The organism is Klebsiella sp. GN_Kp190, assembly GCF_040061795.1.
GTDB classification, from domain to species: domain Bacteria; phylum Pseudomonadota; class Gammaproteobacteria; order Enterobacterales; family Enterobacteriaceae; genus Klebsiella; species Klebsiella michiganensis.
This window is the reverse complement of record NZ_JBEAFN010000010.1, coordinates 56241-74644: the sequence shown is the minus strand read 5'-3', so window position 1 is coordinate 74644 and position 18404 is coordinate 56241. Positions and strand designations below refer to the sequence as shown.

At 55.3% G+C, this 18404-nt stretch carries 15 protein-coding genes; 4 read left to right on the top strand and 11 right to left on the bottom strand.

The annotated features are described in order from the left end of the window. Position 1 precedes the first annotated feature (1 nt). The 11 genes from mraY to leuO all read right to left on the bottom strand — a co-directional run bounded on the left by mraY (position 2) and on the right by leuO (position 12842). A complete protein-coding gene (gene mraY / locus ABLU67_RS07575) occupies positions 2-1084 on the bottom strand; it encodes a phospho-N-acetylmuramoyl-pentapeptide-transferase (protein WP_004098585.1) in 1083 nt (360 codons plus the stop codon). Further along, entirely contained in the window at positions 1078-2436 is a 1359-nt protein-coding gene (gene murF, locus ABLU67_RS07570; protein ID WP_014837403.1) for a UDP-N-acetylmuramoyl-tripeptide--D-alanyl-D-alanine ligase, read from the bottom strand. The genes mraY and murF overlap by 7 nt, the downstream gene beginning before the upstream one ends. Further along, positions 2433-3920, bottom strand: a complete 1488-nt coding sequence (gene murE / locus ABLU67_RS07565) for a UDP-N-acetylmuramoyl-L-alanyl-D-glutamate--2,6-diaminopimelate ligase (protein WP_004098583.1) — start codon at positions 3918-3920, stop codon at positions 2433-2435. Before murE ends, murF begins: the two co-directional genes overlap by 4 nt. Next, entirely contained in the window at positions 3907-5673 is a 1767-nt protein-coding gene (locus ABLU67_RS07560; RefSeq protein WP_004098582.1) for a peptidoglycan glycosyltransferase FtsI, read from the bottom strand. Before ABLU67_RS07560 ends, murE begins: the two co-directional genes overlap by 14 nt. Positions 5674-5688: 15 nt before the next feature. Continuing rightward, entirely contained in the window at positions 5689-6054 is a 366-nt protein-coding gene (gene ftsL, locus ABLU67_RS07555; RefSeq protein WP_002888550.1) for a cell division protein FtsL, read from the bottom strand. Next, the gene (rsmH, locus tag ABLU67_RS07550) at positions 6051-6992 is read right to left on the bottom strand and encodes a 16S rRNA (cytosine(1402)-N(4))-methyltransferase RsmH (RefSeq protein ID WP_004098579.1); all 942 of its coding nucleotides are present in this window, start codon (positions 6990-6992) and stop codon (positions 6051-6053) included. The genes ftsL and rsmH overlap by 4 nt, the downstream gene beginning before the upstream one ends. A gap of 1 nt (position 6993) precedes the next feature. Beyond that, positions 6994-7452: a division/cell wall cluster transcriptional repressor MraZ gene (gene mraZ, locus ABLU67_RS07545; RefSeq protein WP_009654608.1), complete on the bottom strand. Its 459-nt coding sequence runs from the start codon at positions 7450-7452 to the stop codon at positions 6994-6996. A 626-nt stretch (positions 7453-8078) separates the two neighbouring features. Continuing rightward, the gene (gene cra / locus ABLU67_RS07540) at positions 8079-9083 is read right to left on the bottom strand and encodes a catabolite repressor/activator (RefSeq protein ID WP_004098577.1); all 1005 of its coding nucleotides are present in this window, start codon (positions 9081-9083) and stop codon (positions 8079-8081) included. Between the two features lie 180 nt (positions 9084-9263). After that, complete coding sequence (gene ilvN / locus ABLU67_RS07535) at positions 9264-9755, bottom strand: acetolactate synthase small subunit (RefSeq protein ID WP_004098573.1); 492 nt, start codon at positions 9753-9755, stop codon at positions 9264-9266. A 2-nt stretch (positions 9756-9757) separates the two neighbouring features. Continuing rightward, positions 9758-11482, bottom strand: coding sequence for an acetolactate synthase 3 large subunit (gene ilvI / locus ABLU67_RS07530; protein WP_025106489.1), 1725 nt, complete (start codon positions 11480-11482; stop codon positions 9758-9760). Positions 11483-11873: 391 nt separating this feature from the next. Then, a complete protein-coding gene (gene leuO, locus ABLU67_RS07525; protein ID WP_086073947.1) occupies positions 11874-12842 on the bottom strand; it encodes a transcriptional regulator LeuO in 969 nt (322 codons plus the stop codon). A 785-nt stretch (positions 12843-13627) separates the two neighbouring features. Here leuO and leuA point away from each other — a divergent pair. From leuA to leuD, 4 genes are read left to right on the top strand one after another with little or no spacing between them, the layout of a single operon-like run. Continuing rightward, positions 13628-15199, top strand: coding sequence for a 2-isopropylmalate synthase (gene leuA, locus ABLU67_RS07520; protein WP_004098567.1), 1572 nt, complete (start codon positions 13628-13630; stop codon positions 15197-15199). Beyond that, positions 15199-16290 (top strand): 3-isopropylmalate dehydrogenase, encoded by a 1092-nt coding sequence (gene leuB / locus ABLU67_RS07515; RefSeq protein ID WP_025106488.1) that lies wholly within the window; start codon positions 15199-15201, stop codon positions 16288-16290. The genes leuA and leuB overlap by 1 nt, the downstream gene beginning before the upstream one ends. Before the next feature lie 2 nt (positions 16291-16292). Beyond that, entirely contained in the window at positions 16293-17693 is a 1401-nt protein-coding gene (leuC, locus tag ABLU67_RS07510; RefSeq protein WP_025106487.1) for a 3-isopropylmalate dehydratase large subunit, read from the top strand. 10 nt (positions 17694-17703) lie between these two features. Next, positions 17704-18309 carry a 3-isopropylmalate dehydratase small subunit gene (gene leuD / locus ABLU67_RS07505; protein WP_014227913.1) on the top strand — a complete coding sequence of 202 codons (606 nt, stop codon included), beginning with the start codon at positions 17704-17706 and terminating at the stop codon, positions 18307-18309. The last annotated feature ends 95 nt before the right edge of the window (positions 18310-18404 follow it).

Below are 18404 nucleotides of genomic sequence, written 5' to 3'. Positions count from 1 at the left end.
ATTAACGTACCTTCAGCGTCGCCAGGCCAATCAGCACCAGCATCAGCGAAATAATCCAGAAACGCACGATAACGCGCGGTTCCGGCCAGCCTTTCAGTTCATAGTGATGGTGAATCGGCGCCATGCGGAAGATGCGCTGACCGCGCAGCTTGAAGGAGCCGACCTGCAGAATCACCGAGAGCGTTTCCACCACAAATACGCCGCCCATAATCACCAGCAGGAATTCCTGGCGCAGCAGCACGGCGATAATCCCCAGCGCGCCGCCGAGTGCCAGCGAACCCACATCGCCCATAAAGACCTGTGCCGGATAGGTGTTAAACCACAGGAAGCCCAGGCCCGCGCCGACAATCGCCGTACAGACGATCACCAGTTCACCGGCGTGACGCAAATAAGGGATATGCAGGTAGTTGGCGAAATTCATGTTCCCGGTCGCCCAGGCAACCAGCGCGAAGCCGGCGGCAACGAATACGGTTGGCATAATCGCCAGCCCATCAAGGCCGTCGGTCAGGTTGACCGCATTACCGGTCCCGACGATAACAAAATAGGCCAGCAGGACGTAGAACAGGCCCAGCTGCGGCATCACGTCTTTAAAGAACGGCACCACCAGCTGAGTCGCCGGCGTATCTTTACCCGCCATATACAGCGCAAAGGCGACGCCCAGCGCAATCACCGACATCCAGAAGTATTTCCAGCGGGCAATCAGGCCCTTGGTATCTTTGCGAACCACCTTACGGTAGTCATCAACGAAGCCGATGATGCCGTAGCCCACCAGTACCGTCAGCACGCACCAGACGTAGGGGTTAGATGGATAGGCCCACAGCAGAACGGAGACAACAATGGCGGTCAGGATCATGATCCCGCCCATGGTCGGCGTACCGCGCTTACTAAAGTGAGATTCCGGGCCATCGTTACGTACAACCTGGCCAAAGGAGAGTTTTTGCAGACGGGCGATCATGCGCGGGCCCATCCACAGAGAGATGAACAGCGCGGTCAGCAGGCTGACAATGGCGCGAAACGTCAGGTAGGAAAAGACGTTAAAGCCTGAATAATATTTGACCAAATGTTCGGCCAGCCATACTAACATGTTCCGTTCTCCTGTAATGCGCGTACTACCACTTCCATGGCGGCACTACGTGAACCCTTCACTAAAATGGTCATAATTTTATGTTCTGCGGTGAGCTCGCGCAGGCGGGTCACCAGCGCGGCCTTCTCGCTAAAATGTTCGCCAACGCCGCTGGCGCCGCTGATCTCTGCGCTCAACGTACCGACGCTCAGTACGCGATCGAGCCCGGCCGCTTTTGCCGCTTCGCCCACCTGACGATGGCACGCCTGGCTTTCCGCGCCGAGTTCGGCCATATCGCCGACGACCAGTACCCGGTAGCCCGGCATCTCAGACAGCACCTGTACCGCAGCGGTCAGCGAGCCGACGTTGGCGTTATAGGAATCATCCAGCAGCAGCTGGCTGTCGGTCAGCTGAATCGGGAATAACCGCCCCGGTACCGCTTTCAGATCTTTCAGACCCGCTTTGATCGCCTCATGCGTCGCCCCCACCGCCATTGACAGCGCCGCGGCAGCCAGCGCGTTGGCGATGTTATGGCGCCCCGGCAGCGGTAGCAGTACATCAACGCTGCCCGTTGGGGTCTGCAGAGTAAATTCAGTCCCGTGCGAGGTCACATGAACGTTGGTTGCCGTGAAATCGCTGTGGGCGGCGTTCGGCGAAAAACGCCAGGTTTTACGCTCGCCAATCACGCTTTGCCAGTTCAGCCAGTCATTATTGTCGGCGTTCATAATCGCGATGCCGTTGAGCGGCAGACCGGTGTAAATTTCGCCCTTGGCTTTCGCCACGCCTTCCAGAGAGCCAAAGCCCTCCAGGTGCGCGGCGGCCAGGTTATTCACTAACGCGGCTTCGGGACGGGTCAGGCTAACGGTCCAGGCAATTTCCCCCTGGTGATTAGCGCCTAACTCGATGACCGCGTAGTCATGTTCTTTGGTGAGACGCAGCAGCGTCATCGGCACGCCGATATCGTTGTTCAGGTTACCTGCGGTATACAGCGTATTGCCGCACTGGCTCAGAATCGCCGCGGTCATCTCTTTAACCGAGGTTTTTCCGGAAGATCCGGTCAGCGCGACCACGCGCGCCGGCACCTGCTGACGCACCCACGCGGCCAGTTCGCCAAACGCCAGACGCGTATCCTTCACCACCACCTGCGGTAGATCGCAGGCCAGCTGACGGCTGACCAACAGCGCACCCGCGCCGGCAGCTTTCGCCTGTTCGGCAAAGTCATGCGCATCAAAGCGCTCGCCTTTTAGCGCCACGAACAGGCAGCCCGCCGTGATTTTACGGGTATCGGAGGTGACGTCATCAATCGCCACATCGCGGCCGTGCAGCTCGCCATGCGTGATGCCGGCGAGCTGGCTGAGAGTCAAGCGAATCATGCTACCGCCCCCAGCAGACGCGCTACGGTGACGCGGTCAGAGTAATCGAGTCGGCGATTGCCGACGATTTGATAGTCCTCGTGGCCTTTGCCCGCCACCAGAACGACGTCGTTTTCTTTCGCCTGCATCACCGCATTAGTGACCGCTTCCGCACGACCTTCCACCGCCCTGGCATGGCCCGCATCCAGCATGCCGGCCAGAATGTCGTTGATAATCGCCCGCGGCTCTTCGGTGCGCGGGTTGTCGTCGGTGACAACCACGATATCGGCAAACTCTTCGGCGATAGCGCCCATCAGCGGACGCTTGCCTTTGTCGCGATCCCCGCCGCAGCCAAATACGCACCACAGTTTACCGCGACAGTGCAGACGCGCCGCCTGCAGCGCTTTTTCCAGCGCATCAGGCGTGTGGGCGTAATCAACGACCACGGTGGGTTTACCCGGCGCGGCGAACACTTCCATACGCCCGCATACCGGCTGCAGGCGCGCGGCGGTTTTCAGCAGATCGGCAAGCGGATAGCCCAGCGCCAGCAGGGTGGCTAAGGCCAGCAGCAGATTGCTGACGTTAAAGGCGCCCATCAGGCGGCTTTCGATCTCGCCGTTCCCCCAGCTGGAGGCAAACTGAATGGTGGCGCCGCTATCGTGATAGCTCACGGCGGTCGCTTTGAGCCAGCGACCCCGGCAGTTCGGGTTAATGTGATCTTCCATCGATACGGCAACCGCATCCGGCAGTTTCGCCAGCCAGCGGCGACCGACTTCATCGTCCGCATTAACAATCGCCTGCCCGCAATGGTGGGTTGAGTAGAGCAGCCATTTCGCCGCTTCGTAATGTTCCATATCACCGTGGTAATCGAGGTGATCGCGGCTCAGGTTGGTGAAGACCGAGGCGGCAAACTGCAGCGCGGCTACGCGATGCTGCACCAGCCCGTGGGAAGAGACTTCCATCGCGGCGAACGTCGCCCCCTGCCCTGCCAGGCCAGAGAGTACGTGTTGAACATCAACGGCCGAACCGGTGGTGTTTTCCGTTGGGATAACTTTCTCCAGCAGGCCATTGCCTACGGTTCCCATTACCGCGCTGGTTTCCCCCAGCAGCTGCGCCCACTGCGCCAGCAGCTGTGTCGTGGTGGTCTTACCGTTAGTCCCGGTGACGCCCACCAGGCGCAGTTGTTCCGAAGGCTGATGGTAAAAACGCCCGGCCAGCGCGGATAAGCGCTCGTTGAGTTGGCTCAGATAGATAACCGGCACACCGTGCATTTCACGGATTTCGCCGTCATGGGCCTCATCTTTGGCCTCAGCAATAATGGCAGCAACACCTTGCGCTATCGCCTGCGGGATATAACGACGCCCGTCCGCCTGATGACCTAAAACCGCGATAAAAAGATCGCCAGAAGCAGCCACCCGGCTGTCCAGCGTCATTTCTCGCAGAATTCGCTCCGGCGCATTTGGCACCCACGGAGCGAGAAGGTCGCGCAAATTACGATCTGCCACCTGTTCCCTCGCCTTGATTAATCACTAATTCACTTTTTTCAGCCGTTGCCAGCGCATCCGGTTCAATGTTCATGGTGCGCAGTACGCCGCCCATGATGGCACCGAAGACCGGCGCGGAAACGGCGCCGCCGTAGTATTTACCCGCCTGCGGATCGTTGATCACCACCACCAGCGCAAAGCGCGGATGGCTGGCGGGCGCAACGCCTGCGGTGTAAGCAATGTATTTGTTGATGTAGCGGCCGTCGGGCCCTACTTTTTTCGCCGTACCGGTTTTAATGGCGATGCGATAGCCTTTGATCGCCGCCTTCACGCCGCCGCCGCCGGGCAGCGCCACGCTTTCCATCATATGAACAACGGTACGAACGAGTGATTCCGGGAAGACGCGCTCGCCCGGAACCGGTGGATCAACTTTGGTAATCGACAGCGGGCGATATATGCCGTAGCTGCCGATCGTTGCGTAGACTCGCGCTAACTGTAACGGGGTTACCATTAGCCCATAGCCGAAAGAAAAGGTGGCCCTCTCTATGTCAGACCACCGTTGTTTTTGAGGGTATAAGCCACTGCGTTCTCCGACCAACCCCAAATTGGTCGCTTTTCCGAGTCCAAAACGTGAGTAAGTATCTACTAACGCTGAGGACGGCATCGCTAACGCCAGCTTAGAAACACCGACGTTACTCGACTTCTGTAGTACCCCGGTCAGGGTCAATTCGCTGTAGCGCGCCACGTCTTTGATTTCGTGGCCGTTAATTCGATAGGGAATGGTGTTCAGTACGGTATTTTCGTTAACAATGCCGCGCTGAAGCGCCGTCATCACCACCATCGGCTTCACCGTTGAGCCCGGCTCAAACACGTCGGTAATGGCGCGGTTACGCATCGTATCTTTGGAGGTACCCGCGAAATTATTCGGGTTGTACGACGGGCTGTTGGCCATCGCCAGCACTTCGCCGGTGTTAACGTCGACCAGAACCGCGGTACCTGACTCCGCTTTGTTGAACGCCACCGCATTATTCAGCTCGCGATACACCAGCGCCTGCAGGCGTTCGTCAATGCTCAGCGCCAGGTTATGCGCGGCCTGGCTATCGGTGGACGAAATATCTTCGATTACCCGACCATAGCGGTCTTTACGCACGATACGCTCGCCGGGCTGGCCGGTAAGCCACTTATCAAAGCTCTTCTCTACGCCCTCAATCCCCTGGCTATCGACGTTAGTGAAGCCAATGAGGTGAGCGGTTACTTCGCCAGACGGATAGTAGCGGCGGGACTCTTCCCGCAGATGAATCCCCGGCAGCTTCAATTTACGGATGTAGTCGGCCATATCAGGGTTCACCTGACGCGCCAGATAGATAAAACGCATCCGTGGATTGGTATTGATGCGCGATGCCAGCTGATCCAGCGGCATATTCAGCGCATCGGCCAGCGCCTTCCAGCGGTTGTCCAGGGTCACGCCCCCGGCTTCATGCAGCTCTTTCGGGTCAGCCCAGATAGCTTTTACCGGCACGCTCACCGCCAGCGGGCGGCCGGAACGATCGGTTATCATTCCGCGCGCGGTAGAGACTTCCTGCACGCGCAGAGAACGCATATCGCCCTGGCGTACCAGCATGTCCGGGCTAATCACCTGTAACCAGGCCACGCGGCCCAGCAGGAAGCCCAGCGCCAGCAGAATACAGCCGCACAGCAACGCAAAACGCCAACTGATAAAGTTGGCCTGTTCTTCCTGACGTTTTGCTTTTGGCGTTTTCGGCGCTGCTTTCATGCGTCGCAATAATCCTTATTTCTGTACAACGATATTTTCTTGTGATGGATCGACGTGCTGCATCTGCAGCTTCTCGGTCGCGATCCGCTCAACCCGACTGTGATCGCCGAGAGCATTTTCTTCGAGGATCAGGTTGCGCCATTCAATATCCAGCGCGTCGCGTTCCAGCACCAGCTGTTCGCGCTGCGCGGTTAAGAGGCGAGTATGGTGCGCCGTTGTCACCACCGTAATCGCCGTAATAATGATGCAAATGAACAGGCAGAGTGGCAGCTTCCCAAACCGCAGAAGGTCGTCTCCGATCACGCCAGGCAAAGCATGGCGCTCGTTGCTTCCTATCGACCCTTTCACCTTGCTTAGGGCTTCTGTCACTCTGCCGATCATGCGTTCGTCCTCTCTGCAATACGCAGAACTGAACTACGGGCACGAGGATTTTCAGCTACCTCTTTTTCGCCCGGCATCAACTTGCCTAATGCTCTTAGCTCACGGCCGCCCAGTTTTTTAAGCTGCTCTTCGGTCATCGGTAACCCTGCCGGAACCTGCGGACCGCGGCTTTGCTCGCGCATAAAGCGCTTCACAATACGGTCTTCCAGCGAGTGGAAACTGATGATTGAGAGCCGCCCGCCCGGGGCCAGCACGCTGAGCGAGCTTTTTAGCGCCTGCTCTATCTCCTCCAGTTCACTGTTCACCCAAATGCGCACCGCCTGGAAGGTACGGGTCGCGGGATGTTTGAATTTATCTTTCACCGGCGTCGCCGCCGCAACGACCTCCGCCAGCTCTTTGGTACGCGTCATCGGTTCCACGCGGTTGCGTTCAACGATGGCGCGGGCAATGCGTTTACCAAAGCGCTCTTCGCCGAAGGTTTTGATGACCCAGGCGATATCGGCTTCGTCGGCGGTTTGTAGCCATTCAGCGGCTGACTGGCCGCGCGTCGGATCCATGCGCATATCCAGCGGACCATCGCGCATAAAAGAGAAGCCACGTTCAGCGTCATCCAGCTGCGGTGAAGAAACGCCAAGATCGAGCAGAATACCGTCGATCTTGCCGGTTAGATTGCGCTCGCCAACATAGTCGGCCAGCTGAGAAAAAGGACCATGAACGATGGAAAAGCGGGGATCATCGATAGTTTTCGCGACGGCAATAGCCTGCGGGTCGCGATCGATCGCCAGCAGGCGTCCCTCCGCTCCCAGCTGGGAGAGAATCAGGCGCGAGTGACCGCCGCGGCCAAAGGTACCATCAATGTAGATACCGTCAGGACGAATATTCAGGCCGTTAACGGCTTCATCCAGAAGTACCGTAGTGTGTTTATAATTTTCCATCATTTTACAAAGACAAATCCTGCAGGCGCTCCGACAGTTCCCCGGAAGCGGACTGCTCAGCGTCGATATCTTCCTTGACCCGTTGATACCAGGTCGTTTCGTCCCACAGCTCAAACTTATTGAACTGCCCGACCAGCATCACTTCTTTTGTCAGCCCGGCGTGTTGCCGCAGCACCGGGGCGATTAATAGCCTCCCGGCGCTATCCATCTGACATTCGCTGGCATGTCCCAGAAGCAAACGCTGTACGCGCCGCTCGGTGGGGTTCATGCTCGATAAACGCGATAATTTTTGCTCGATGATTTCCCATTCAGGCAAAGGGTAAAGCAGCAGGCACGGGTGATGGATGTCAATGGTGCATACCAATTGACCGGAAGCGTTCTCGATCAGCCCGTCGCGGTAGCGCGTCGGTACGGCCAGACGGCCTTTACTGTCGAGATTGACTAACGTTGCCCCACGGAACATGCCAGCCTCACCCCTTTTCGCCACTTTACCCCACAAATTCCCACAAGAAGGAGTTTACGGAGCGGAGGAAAAGCTTGTCAAGCCAGCACGGATGCCAACAGAGCTCAAAAACCCATTATTTACAGCCGATATTCGCCCTGAGGAAAAATCAACCAACAAACGAGGCAAATTAACGTTATGAATATCGGTAAGAAAACAACCAACAAACTTGTAACGGTTAAAGCAGCAAAATATCTTCGAAGGGAAAATATAAAGTGTCAGTTTGCGACGCGAGCGGCATTTTAGGCCATTCTGATGACCGTTAACAGCACCAGTTTTCACAGGAGAGGCACTCTTACTGCGGGGTACAGCGCTTATCGCTACCATAATAGCGAGGAAATGAGTGTTAATTCAGCAACTCACCCGCTGAATGTAACAAAATAATACAAATAAATACGCTAATCCTTTTATGGGCTAATTAAACCGCAAAATAAATGGCGCGAAGAATAAAATTAAAAGAGATGTCAGGAAGATTAAGGATTTGTCTGAAAGATCCTTAACCCTGCAATTTTTACGTCATCTTAGCGGATTATCGCCAGACGCGTCTCCGTCTGGCGAATGCTCTACGAATAATCCTGGTCACGCGCTTAGCGGCGATTCAGGCTGCCGCGACGATAAAGATTGCGCCGGATACGGCTTAACCCAGGTTTCGGCTTACGCGGTTCATCAAGGCTGGCGAGCACGATCTCCAGCACGCGCTCCGCCACGTCGCGGTGGCGCTGGGCTACGGCTAAAACGGGACACTGGAGGAAATCCAGCAGCTCATTATCGCCAAAAGTGGCAATAGCCAGCTCGGAAGGCAGCTTCCCTTCCCGGCGCAGCGTGACGTCCATCACGCCCTGCAGCAGCGGAAACGAAGTCGTAAACAGCGCCTGAGGCATTGGATGCGTTTCCAGCCACTTTTCAAAGAGCTGCGCCGCGGCTTCGCGCTCGTAGCTGTTTGCATAGAGGAAATGCACCTCTCGCGGATCGTCCTTCCATGCCGTACGGAATCCCTGCTCGCGCAGGAAGCTCACCGAAAGCTCCGGCAGCGCGCCAAGGTACAGCACCGTTTCAGCCGGAAACTTACGCAATTCCGCGCCGAGCATTTCAGCATCGTCCTGATCGGCGCCCACCACGCTGGTGAAGTGCTCTCGATCGAGCGCGCGGTCGAGCGCGACAATCGGGAACGGATCGTTAGCCCAGCGCTGATAGAACGGATGTTCAGGCGGTAATGAGGTAGAAACGATTATCGCGTCGACCTGACGCTGCAGCAGATGCTCAATGCAGCGCATTTCGTTATCCGGCTGATCCTCGGAGCAGGCGATCAATAGCTGATAGCCGCGCTGGCGCGCCTGACGCTCCAGGTAATTAGCGATGCGCGTATAGCTGGTGTTTTCCAGGTCCGGGATAACCAGACCAATGGACCGCGTACGTCCTGCACGCAAGCCTGCAGCAACCGCATTCGGATGATAGTTGTGCTCACGAACCACCGCCATCACCTTTTCAACAGTTTTATCGCTAACGCGATACTGCTTCGCTTTCCCATTAATCACATAGCTAGCGGTCGTTCGCGAGACACCGGCCAGCCGGGCGATTTCATCCAGTTTCACAATTGCCCCTTGGGTAATAAGTACAGAACATAACCATTCTTCAGGTATGGATTCGTTTTTATAACATCTAAGCGCAGAAAAGTAAGCGCAGCAACCGCTTTAGTCCACAGTTCCCACCGATTTCGCAAAAAAATAGCCCGACAGGCTGTGTCGGGCTATTTTTACGTCGGTTTCAGCGGCTCAGCGCATGATTTTGTCGCCGCGCGACAATCCGACTACGCCCGAGCGGGCGACTTCAACAATTCGCGCCACGTCGCGCAGCGAAGCCAAAAACGCATCCAGCTTATCGCTGGTTCCCGCCAGCTGAACGGTATAGATAGACGGCGTGACGTCGATAATTTGCCCACGGAAGATTTCCGTATTGCGCTTGACCTCATCGCGTCCATAGCCGCTGGCCTGGACCTTCACCAGCATAATTTCACGCTCAACGTGCGCGCCTTGTCCGAGCTCGTTAACGCGCAGCACGTCGACCAGCTTGTGCAGCTGCTTTTCTATCTGCTCAATCGCTTTCTCATCGCCAACGGTTTGAATCGTCATTCTGGATAACGTCGGATCGTCCGTCGGCGCTACCGTCAGGCTTTCAATATTATAACCGCGCTGTGAAAAGAGGCCGATCACGCGGGATAGCGCGCCCGATTCGTTCTCCAGTAATACTGATAATATCCGGCGCATAATCAGGTCCTCTCCGTTTTGCTCAGCCACATCTCGTCCATACCGCCGCCGCGAATCTGCATGGGGTATACATGCTCACTGCCGTCAACCGTTACATCAACGAAAACCAGTCGATTATTACGCACCTGCTCCAGCGCCTCAGCGAGTTTCGCTTCCAGCTCCTGCGGGTCGCTGATACGAATCCCCACGTGGCCGTAGGCTTCCGCGACGCGAGCAAAATCAGGCAATGACTCCATATAGGATTGTGAATGACGGCCAGAGTAAAGCATATCCTGCCACTGCTTCACCATCCCGAGGTAGCGGTTATTGAGGTTCAGCACCAGCACCGGCAGCTCGTACTGCAGCGCGGTGGAGAGCTCCTGAATATTCATCTGGATGCTGCCATCGCCGGTCACGCAAATCACCGTTTCTTCCGGCAGCGCCATCTTCACGCCCAGCGCGGCGGGAAGGCCAAATCCCATCGTTCCCAGACCACCTGAGTTGATCCAGCGCCGCGGTTTGTCGAAAGGATAATAAAGCGCCGCGAACATCTGATGCTGACCCACATCGGACGTCACGTACGCATCGCCGTGCGTCAGCCGCCAGATGGTCTCAATTACCGCCTGCGGTTTAATCTTGCCGCTTTGCGTGTCGTACTGCAGGCAATGACGCGCGCGCCACTGCTCAATCTGCTGCCACCAGTCGCGGATTTCATCCAGCGGCTGCTGCGTCTCTTCATGGTCGAGCAGTTCCAGCATCTGTTCCAGCACCAGGCGGGCGTCGCCAACGATAGGCACGTCGGCAGGAACGGTCTTGGATATCGAAGTGGGATCGATATCAATATGCAGCACCGTCGCGTTCGGACAGTACCGGGCCAGATTATTCGTTGTACGATCGTCGAAGCGCACGCCGACGGCGAAAATCACGTCGGAATGGTGCATGGTCATATTGGCTTCATAAGTCCCATGCATGCCCAGCATCCCTAACGCCTGCTGGTGCGAGGCAGGGAAGGCGCCCAGCCCCATCAGCGAAGACGCCACCGGCAGCTTCAGTTTCTCAACCAGCGCGAACAGCTGCGGTTCACATTGCGCATTAATCGCCCCGCCACCGACGTAAACCACCGGTTTTTTGGCCGCCACCAGCGTCTGCAGCGCACGTTTAATCTGCCCTTTATGACCCGACGTCGTCGGATTATAAGAGCGCATGCTGACCGTATCTGGCCAGGCGTACGGCAGTTTTTTCGCCGGATTGAGAATATCTTTCGGTAGATCCACGACGACCGGGCCGGGACGCCCGCTGGCCGCCAGCCAGAACGCTTTTTTCAGCACGCCGGGAATATCTTCGGTTTGCTTAACCAGAAAGCTGTGTTTTACCACCGGTCGGGAGATCCCCACCATGTCGCACTCCTGGAAAGCATCGTAGCCAATTAAGGACGTCGCGACCTGGCCGGAAAGAATCACCAGCGGAATGGAATCCATATAAGCCGTCGCAATGCCGGTAATCGCGTTAGTCGCCCCCGGACCCGAGGTCACCAGGACTACCCCGACCTCGCCCGTTGCGCGCGCAAGGCCATCCGCCATATGCACGGCAGCTTGCTCATGGCGGACCAGTACGTGATCGATTCCGCCAAGGGTATGTAACGCATCATAGATATCGAGGACCGCGCCCCCGGGATAACCGAACACCTGCTTGACGCCCTGATCGACCAGCGACTGGACGACCATTTCGGCTCCTGACAACATCTCCATGGTTTGCCTCCCGGCTTATAGTTTTTAACGACAGCGGAATCCGATTTCCGCGCGCTCGCACAAGACGAAGCGCAAAAGCTTCGTCCTGAGGTGAATAGACTGCATGCCGTTACCATAACTGCTCGCTAACGGGCAGGCAATTGGCGACCGTCGGCACCTAAGAGGCATTAAAAGGATAAAAGAAAGGTTCGCAGCTAAAACACGGTGAAAAACTTCGGAGATAAGAAAATATGATAGTCAATGCTCGGGGAAAATAACCAACTACAGCAAATCATCCATTTTTTAACGGGCAGCGCCGGGGGCGGACAAGCGCAAACAGAATAAAATTCTACGTTTAGTGATTTTTGTCACACAAAGCAGGAGCCGAAGCCCCCGTTTGTATCGCGACCGTTTAGCGCTGGCAGATATTGACCAGCAATTCTTCCATCCACTGATGCCCTTTATCACGGCCCGCCGCTTCATGCCATGAAAGATAGCAGGTACGGCTATTCACTTTCAGCGGCAACGGTAATATTTGCAGATCCAGCTTATCGGCAAACTCGCTGGCTAACCAGCGCGGTGCGATAGCAACCATATTGGTCTGGGAAACCACATTTAATACGCTGACCATCGCGTTACCTTGATAAGCAATACGCGATTGTTTATCCGCGGTGTCATACCACGGCTGGCTAAATGAAGCGTAGCGATCGAGCGCGACAACCGCGTGCTCCTCCTGATAAATATCATTTTCCATCATTGGGCCAGAAATACGCGGATGTTTCCGGCTCGCCACCAGCACCATTTCATCTTTAAATAAAGGCACGCAGGCAAACTCAGGGCGACGAAACTCTTCATAACCAATAACGAATTCAATTTCCTGATAACGTAATTGATGTTCCGTGTTTTGATTCAATGCCGATTTAAAGACCAAATGAATGTTGGGCGCAATCTCGCCAACTTTATTGAAAATAACCGAAGTCAATGCATTATCCAGCGGGCTGCAAACGCATAAATTAAAGACCCGCTCGCTGCTGAGCGGCTCGAAGCCCGAGCCCGGCAACTCGTTCTGCACTAATTGTAATGCCTGTCGTACAGAACCAAATAGCTGATAAGCACGCGCCGTTGGCTGGATGCCGCGCCCATAACGAACAAACAGCTCATCATTAAACATCACTTTCAGTCTTGATACGGCATTGCTGACCGCCGGCTGCGACATCCCCAGGGAATGTGCCGCACGGGTGATATTTTGTTCCTGCATTACCGCATCAAATACGGTTAACAGATTCAGGTCGACCATTCTCAGCTGAGGTTTTGCGTTTTCCACCTCTGAGTCCGGCTTATATTCAGTATTTTCTTTTAACATATTTAACTCCACTGTCACGCTAAATTCCCTTTGCCAAAGTGCAGTAATTAATTCTGAAAATATCATTTACCATGCATATGACATTTACAAAAGGGCAAAGATGAATTTTAGGAATATATTAAGGTTATGAGTGGCGACGAAAATTCTGCAGTTGAACGTACTCGCAACCCCCTAACCATATTGTTTACTTGATAAAACCAAGTGTACCCATAAATATCAAAAATAAACAATAACAGCAGCGGTTAACTATAATTTAAGCACTATTACAATATCGGTTTAAGCTGCCCTTAACATTCACATTTTATTATCATTGATAATTCCCCCTTACAAACATGGACACATTCAGCAAACAAATAAATTCAGCTATTTCATTAAGATATGATTCTGGCCAGGCGCGCTATCCTTGCGGCTCTCAGCGAAAATCAAAATTATCAAATAGTGAAAATATCTCAACATGCACTGATGTCCTAAAAAGGATCATCGGCAAAAAAGCGCGATCGTCAGCACAATTAGCTAATTCTTCTCGCGGGTAAAAAGACCTTTTCTTCACCCAAGGGTTGACATCAAACCCCATATCCAGTAACTCTAAATGCATAACGATTTCATCTGGAGCATGACGCAATGATTCGCAGCATTCGCTTTCTCAGCCTACTACTACTAAACGCATCCATTTTGCGCGGTAGGCTGTTGGGCGACGTTCATCGTTAAGTCATCTTCCAGCAAGACTATAAAACCCGCGCCAATGCGCGGGTTTTTTTATGCTCGTAAGCAAGGCGCCAGGACACAGACCAAGGATCTAAACCATGAGCCAGCAAGTCATTATTTTCGATACGACCTTACGCGACGGTGAACAAGCGTTACAAGCCAGCCTGAGTGTGAAAGAGAAACTGCAGATTGCTATGGCCCTGGAGCGGATGGGCGTTGACGTCATGGAAGTGGGCTTCCCAGTCTCGTCTCCAGGCGACTTTGAATCCGTGCAAACCATCGCGCGCACGATCAAAAACAGCCGCGTTTGCGCCCTGGCCCGCTGCGTAGAAAAAGATATCGATGTTGCAGCAGAATCATTAAAAGTGGCGGAAGCGTTCCGTATTCACACTTTTATCGCCACCTCGCCGATGCATATCGCCACCAAGCTGCGCAGTAACCTGGATGAGGTTATTGAACGTGCCATCTATATGGTGAAGCGCGCACGCAACTACACTGACGATGTCGAGTTTTCCTGTGAAGACGCTGGCCGTACGCCGATTGCCGATCTGGCTCGCGTCGTTGAAGCCGCGATTAATGCAGGCGCAACGACCATCAATATTCCGGATACCGTCGGCTACACCATGCCGTTCGAATTCGCCAACATCATCACCGGTTTGTACGAACGCGTGCCTAACATCGACAAGGCCATTATCTCCGTCCATACCCATGACGACTTAGGCATCGCGGTCGGTAACGCCCTCGCAGCGGTCCACGCCGGCGCTCGCCAGGTTGAAGGCGCGATGAACGGTATCGGCGAACGCGCCGGCAACTGCTCGCTGGAAGAAGTGATCATGGCGATTAAAGTGCGCAAAGACATTATGAATGTGCACACCCGCATTAATCACCAGGAAATCTGGCGTACCAGCCAGACCGTCAGCCAGATTTGCAATATGCCGATCCCTGCCAACAAAGCTATCGTCGGAACCGGCGCCTTTGCCCACTCTTCCGGTATTCACCAGGACGGCGTGCTGAAGAATCGCGAAAACTACGAAATCATGACGCCGGAATCTATCGGCCTGAACCAGGTGCAGCTGAACCTGACCTCACGCTCCGGCCGCGCGGCGGTGAAACACCGTATGGAAGAGATGGGCTATAAAGACACCGACTACAACATGGACCATCTGTATGACGCGTTCCTCAAGCTGGCGGATAAAAAGGGCCAGGTATTTGACTATGACCTGGAAGCGTTAGCCTTCATTAATAAACAGCAGGAAGAACCGGAGCATTTCCGCCTGGATTACTTCAGCGTGCAGTCCGGCTCCAGCGATATCGCAACCGCCTCCGTGAAGCTGGCATGCGGTGATGAAACAAAAGCTGAGGCCGCCAACGGTAACGGCCCGGTGGACGCCATTTATCAGGCCATTAACCGCATCACCGGCTATGAGATTGAGCTGGTCAAATATGACCTCAACGCCAAGGGTCAGGGTAAGGATGCGCTGGGCCAGGTGGACATCGTGGCGAACTACAACGGCCGCCGCTTCCACGGCGTGGGTCTGGCGACGGATATCGTGGAATCTTCCGCGAAAGCCATGGTTCACGTCCTGAACAATATCTGGCGCGCCGCTGAAGTCGAAAAAGAATTGCAACGCAAAGCTCAGAATAAAGAGAACAATAAGGAAACCGTGTAATGTCGAAGAATTACCATATTGCTGTTTTACCAGGTGATGGTATTGGCCCGGAAGTCATGAACCAGGCGATGAAAGTACTGGAAGCCGTTCGCCACCGTTTTGATATGCGCATTACCACCAGCCAGCACGACGTCGGCGGTGTCGCCATCGATCGTCAGGGCACTCCCCTGCCGCAGACTACCGTCGAAGGCTGCGAACAGGCCGACGCGATCCTGTTTGGCTCCGTTGGCGGACCGAAATGGGAGCACCTGCCGCCCGCGGAGCAGCCGGAGCGCGGCGCGCTGCTGCCCCTGCGTAAGCATTTCAAATTATTCAGCAACCTGCGCCCGGCTAAGCTGTACCAGGGCCTGGAAGAGTTTTGCCCGCTGCGCGCCGATATCGCCGCTAACGGCTTCGACATTTTATGCGTCCGCGAACTGACCGGCGGCATTTACTTCGGCCAGCCGAAAGGCCGTGAAGGTAGCGGCCAGCATGAGAAAGCGTTCGATACCGAGGTGTATCATCGCTTTGAGATTGAGCGTATCGCCCATATTGCGTTCGAGTCCGCCCGCAAGCGTCGCCACAAAGTGACCTCGATTGATAAAGCAAACGTGCTGCAGTCTTCTATTTTGTGGCGTGAAATCGTTAGTGAAGTCAGTAAGCAGTATCCTGACGTTGAGCTGTCGCATATGTATATCGACAACGCCACCATGCAGCTGATCAAAGATCCGTCCCAGTTTGACGTCCTGCTGTGCTCCAATCTTTTCGGCGACATCCTGTCTGACGAATGCGCCATGATTACCGGTTCAATGGGCATGCTGCCGTCCGCCAGCCTCAACGAGCAAGGCTTTGGTTTATATGAACCCGCAGGCGGCTCCGCGCCGGATATCGCCGGTAAAAACATCGCTAACCCCATCGCGCAGATCCTCTCCCTGGCGCTGCTGCTGCGCTATAGCCTGGATGCCGATAACGCGGCAACCGCGATTGAAAATGCGATCAACCGCGCATTAGAAGAAGGCGTACGCACCGGCGATTTAGCGCGCGGCGCGACGGCGGTCAGTACCGATGAAATGGGCGATATCATTGCCCGCTATGTCGCTGAAGGGGTGTAATCATGGCGAAGACGTTATACGAAAAGTTGTTTGATGCTCACGTGGTTTATGAAGCGCAAAACGAAACCCCGCTGCTGTACATTGACCGTCATCTGGTTCACGAAGTGACCTCGCCGCAGGCGTTTGACGGTCTGCGCGCCCACAAACGCCCGGTACGTCAGCCGGGCAAAACCTTCGCCACGATGGATCACAACGTTTCAACGCAGACGAAAGACATTAACGCGTCCGGCGAAATGGCGCGTATCCAGATGCAGGAGTTAATTAAAAACTGCAAAGAGTTCGGCGTGGAACTGTACGATCTGAACCACCCTTTCCAGGGCATCGTCCACGTGATGGGGCCGGAACAGGGCGTCACCCTGCCGGGTATGACCATCGTCTGCGGCGACTCACACACGGCAACCCATGGCGCATTCGGCGCGCTGGCCTTCGGTATCGGCACCTCTGAAGTCGAGCACGTCCTGGCTACGCAAACGCTGAAGCAGGGCCGCGCTAAAACCATGAAGATCGAAGTCAAAGGTAAAGCGGCTCCGGGCATCACCGCCAAAGACATCGTTCTGGCGATCATCGGTAAAACCGGCAGCGCCGGCGGTACCGGGCACGTTGTTGAATTTTGCGGCGAAGCCATTCGCGATTTAAGCATGGAAGGCCGCATGACCCTGTGCAATATGGCTATCGAAATGGGCGCGAAAGCAGGCCTGGTCGCGCCTGACCAGACCACATTTGATTACGTGAAAGGCCGCCTGCACGCGCCGAAAGGCAAGGATTTTGACGAAGCCGTCGCTTACTGGAAAACCCTGACCACCGATGATGGCGCGACATTTGACAGCGTTGTCACCCTGCAGGCGGAAGAGATTGCCCCGCAGGTCACCTGGGGCACCAACCCAGGCCAGGTCATCTCCGTCACCGATATCATCCCGGACCCGGCATCATTCACCGACCCGGTAGAGCGCGCGAGCGCGGAAAAAGCGCTGGCCTATATGGGCCTGAAATCTGGCGTACCGTTAACCGACGTGGCGATTGATAAAGTCTTTATCGGCTCCTGCACCAACTCGCGTATCGAAGACTTACGCGCGGCGGCCGAAATCGCGAAAGGCCGCAAAGTCGCGCCGGGCGTTCAGGCGCTGGTCGTGCCAGGCTCTGGTCCGGTAAAAGCGCAGGCCGAAGCCGAAGGCCTGGATAAAATCTTTATTGAAGCCGGTTTTGAGTGGCGTTTACCCGGCTGCTCCATGTGCCTGGCGATGAACAACGACCGCCTGAACCCGGGCGAGCGCTGCGCCTCCACCAGCAACCGTAACTTTGAAGGCCGTCAGGGCCGCGGCGGGCGCACTCACCTGGTCAGCCCGGCCATGGCAGCCGCGGCGGCCGTTACCGGTCATTTCGCCGATATCCGTAGCTTGAAATAAGGAAACCATCATGGCAGAGAAATTTACCCAACATACCGGCCTGGTGGTTCCGCTGGACGCCGCGAACGTCGATACCGATGCAATCATTCCAAAGCAGTTCCTGCAGAAAGTCACGCGTACCGGTTTTGGCGCCCATCTGTTTAACGACTGGCGCTTCCTGGACGACAAAGGCGAACAGCCTAACCCGGAATTCGTGCTGAACTTCCCGGAATATAAAGGCGCCTCTATCCTGCTGGCGCGGGAAAACTTCGGCTGCGGCTCTTCGCGCGAGCACGCGCCGTGGGCGCTGACCGATTACGGTTTTAAAGTCGTCATCGCGCCGAGCTTCGCCGATATCTTCTACGGCAACAGCTTTAACAATCAGCTGCTGCCGGTCACCCTGAGCGAAGCGCAGGTCGATGAGCTGTTTAAGCTGGTCCACTCTCAGCCGGGCATTAAGTTTGAAGTCGATCTGGAAGCCGAAGTGGTTAAAGCAGGCGATAAATCTTACAGCTTTAAAATTGACGCTTTCCGCCGCCACTGCATGCTGAACGGTCTGGACAGCATCGGCCTGACTTTGCAGCATGAAGAGGCGATCTCAGCCTATGAGAAAAAACAGCCGGCCTTTATGAATTAAGGCAGCCGCCATGTATATCTCAGCCCGGACCGCGATCCGGGCTTTTTTTTCGCCGGTAAAAATGAGATCTGGCGCACATATATCAATATTCGTCG

Excerpts from the sequence above, each read along its gene's own strand:
- leuD (WP_014227913.1), top strand. The coding sequence starts at position 17,704 with ATGGCAGAGAAATTTACCCAACATACCGGCCTGGTGGTTCCGCTGGAC.
- murF (WP_014837403.1), bottom strand. The coding sequence starts at position 2,436 with ATGATTCGCTTGACTCTCAGCCAGCTCGCCGGCATCACGCATGGCGAG.
- leuC (WP_025106487.1), top strand. The coding sequence starts at position 16,293 with ATGGCGAAGACGTTATACGAAAAGTTGTTTGATGCTCACGTGGTTTAT.
- ilvI (WP_025106489.1), bottom strand. The coding sequence starts at position 11,482 with ATGGAGATGTTGTCAGGAGCCGAAATGGTCGTCCAGTCGCTGGTCGAT.
- ftsL (WP_002888550.1), bottom strand. The coding sequence starts at position 6,054 with ATGATCGGCAGAGTGACAGAAGCCCTAAGCAAGGTGAAAGGGTCGATA.
- rsmH (WP_004098579.1), bottom strand. The coding sequence starts at position 6,992 with ATGATGGAAAATTATAAACACACTACGGTACTTCTGGATGAAGCCGTT.
- mraZ (WP_009654608.1), bottom strand. The coding sequence starts at position 7,452 with ATGTTCCGTGGGGCAACGTTAGTCAATCTCGACAGTAAAGGCCGTCTG.
- ABLU67_RS07560 (WP_004098582.1), bottom strand. The coding sequence starts at position 5,673 with ATGAAAGCAGCGCCGAAAACGCCAAAAGCAAAACGTCAGGAAGAACAG.
- ilvN (WP_004098573.1), bottom strand. The coding sequence starts at position 9,755 with ATGCGCCGGATATTATCAGTATTACTGGAGAACGAATCGGGCGCGCTA.
- mraY (WP_004098585.1), bottom strand. The coding sequence starts at position 1,084 with ATGTTAGTATGGCTGGCCGAACATTTGGTCAAATATTATTCAGGCTTT.
- leuB (WP_025106488.1), top strand. The coding sequence starts at position 15,199 with ATGTCGAAGAATTACCATATTGCTGTTTTACCAGGTGATGGTATTGGC.
- leuA (WP_004098567.1), top strand. The coding sequence starts at position 13,628 with ATGAGCCAGCAAGTCATTATTTTCGATACGACCTTACGCGACGGTGAA.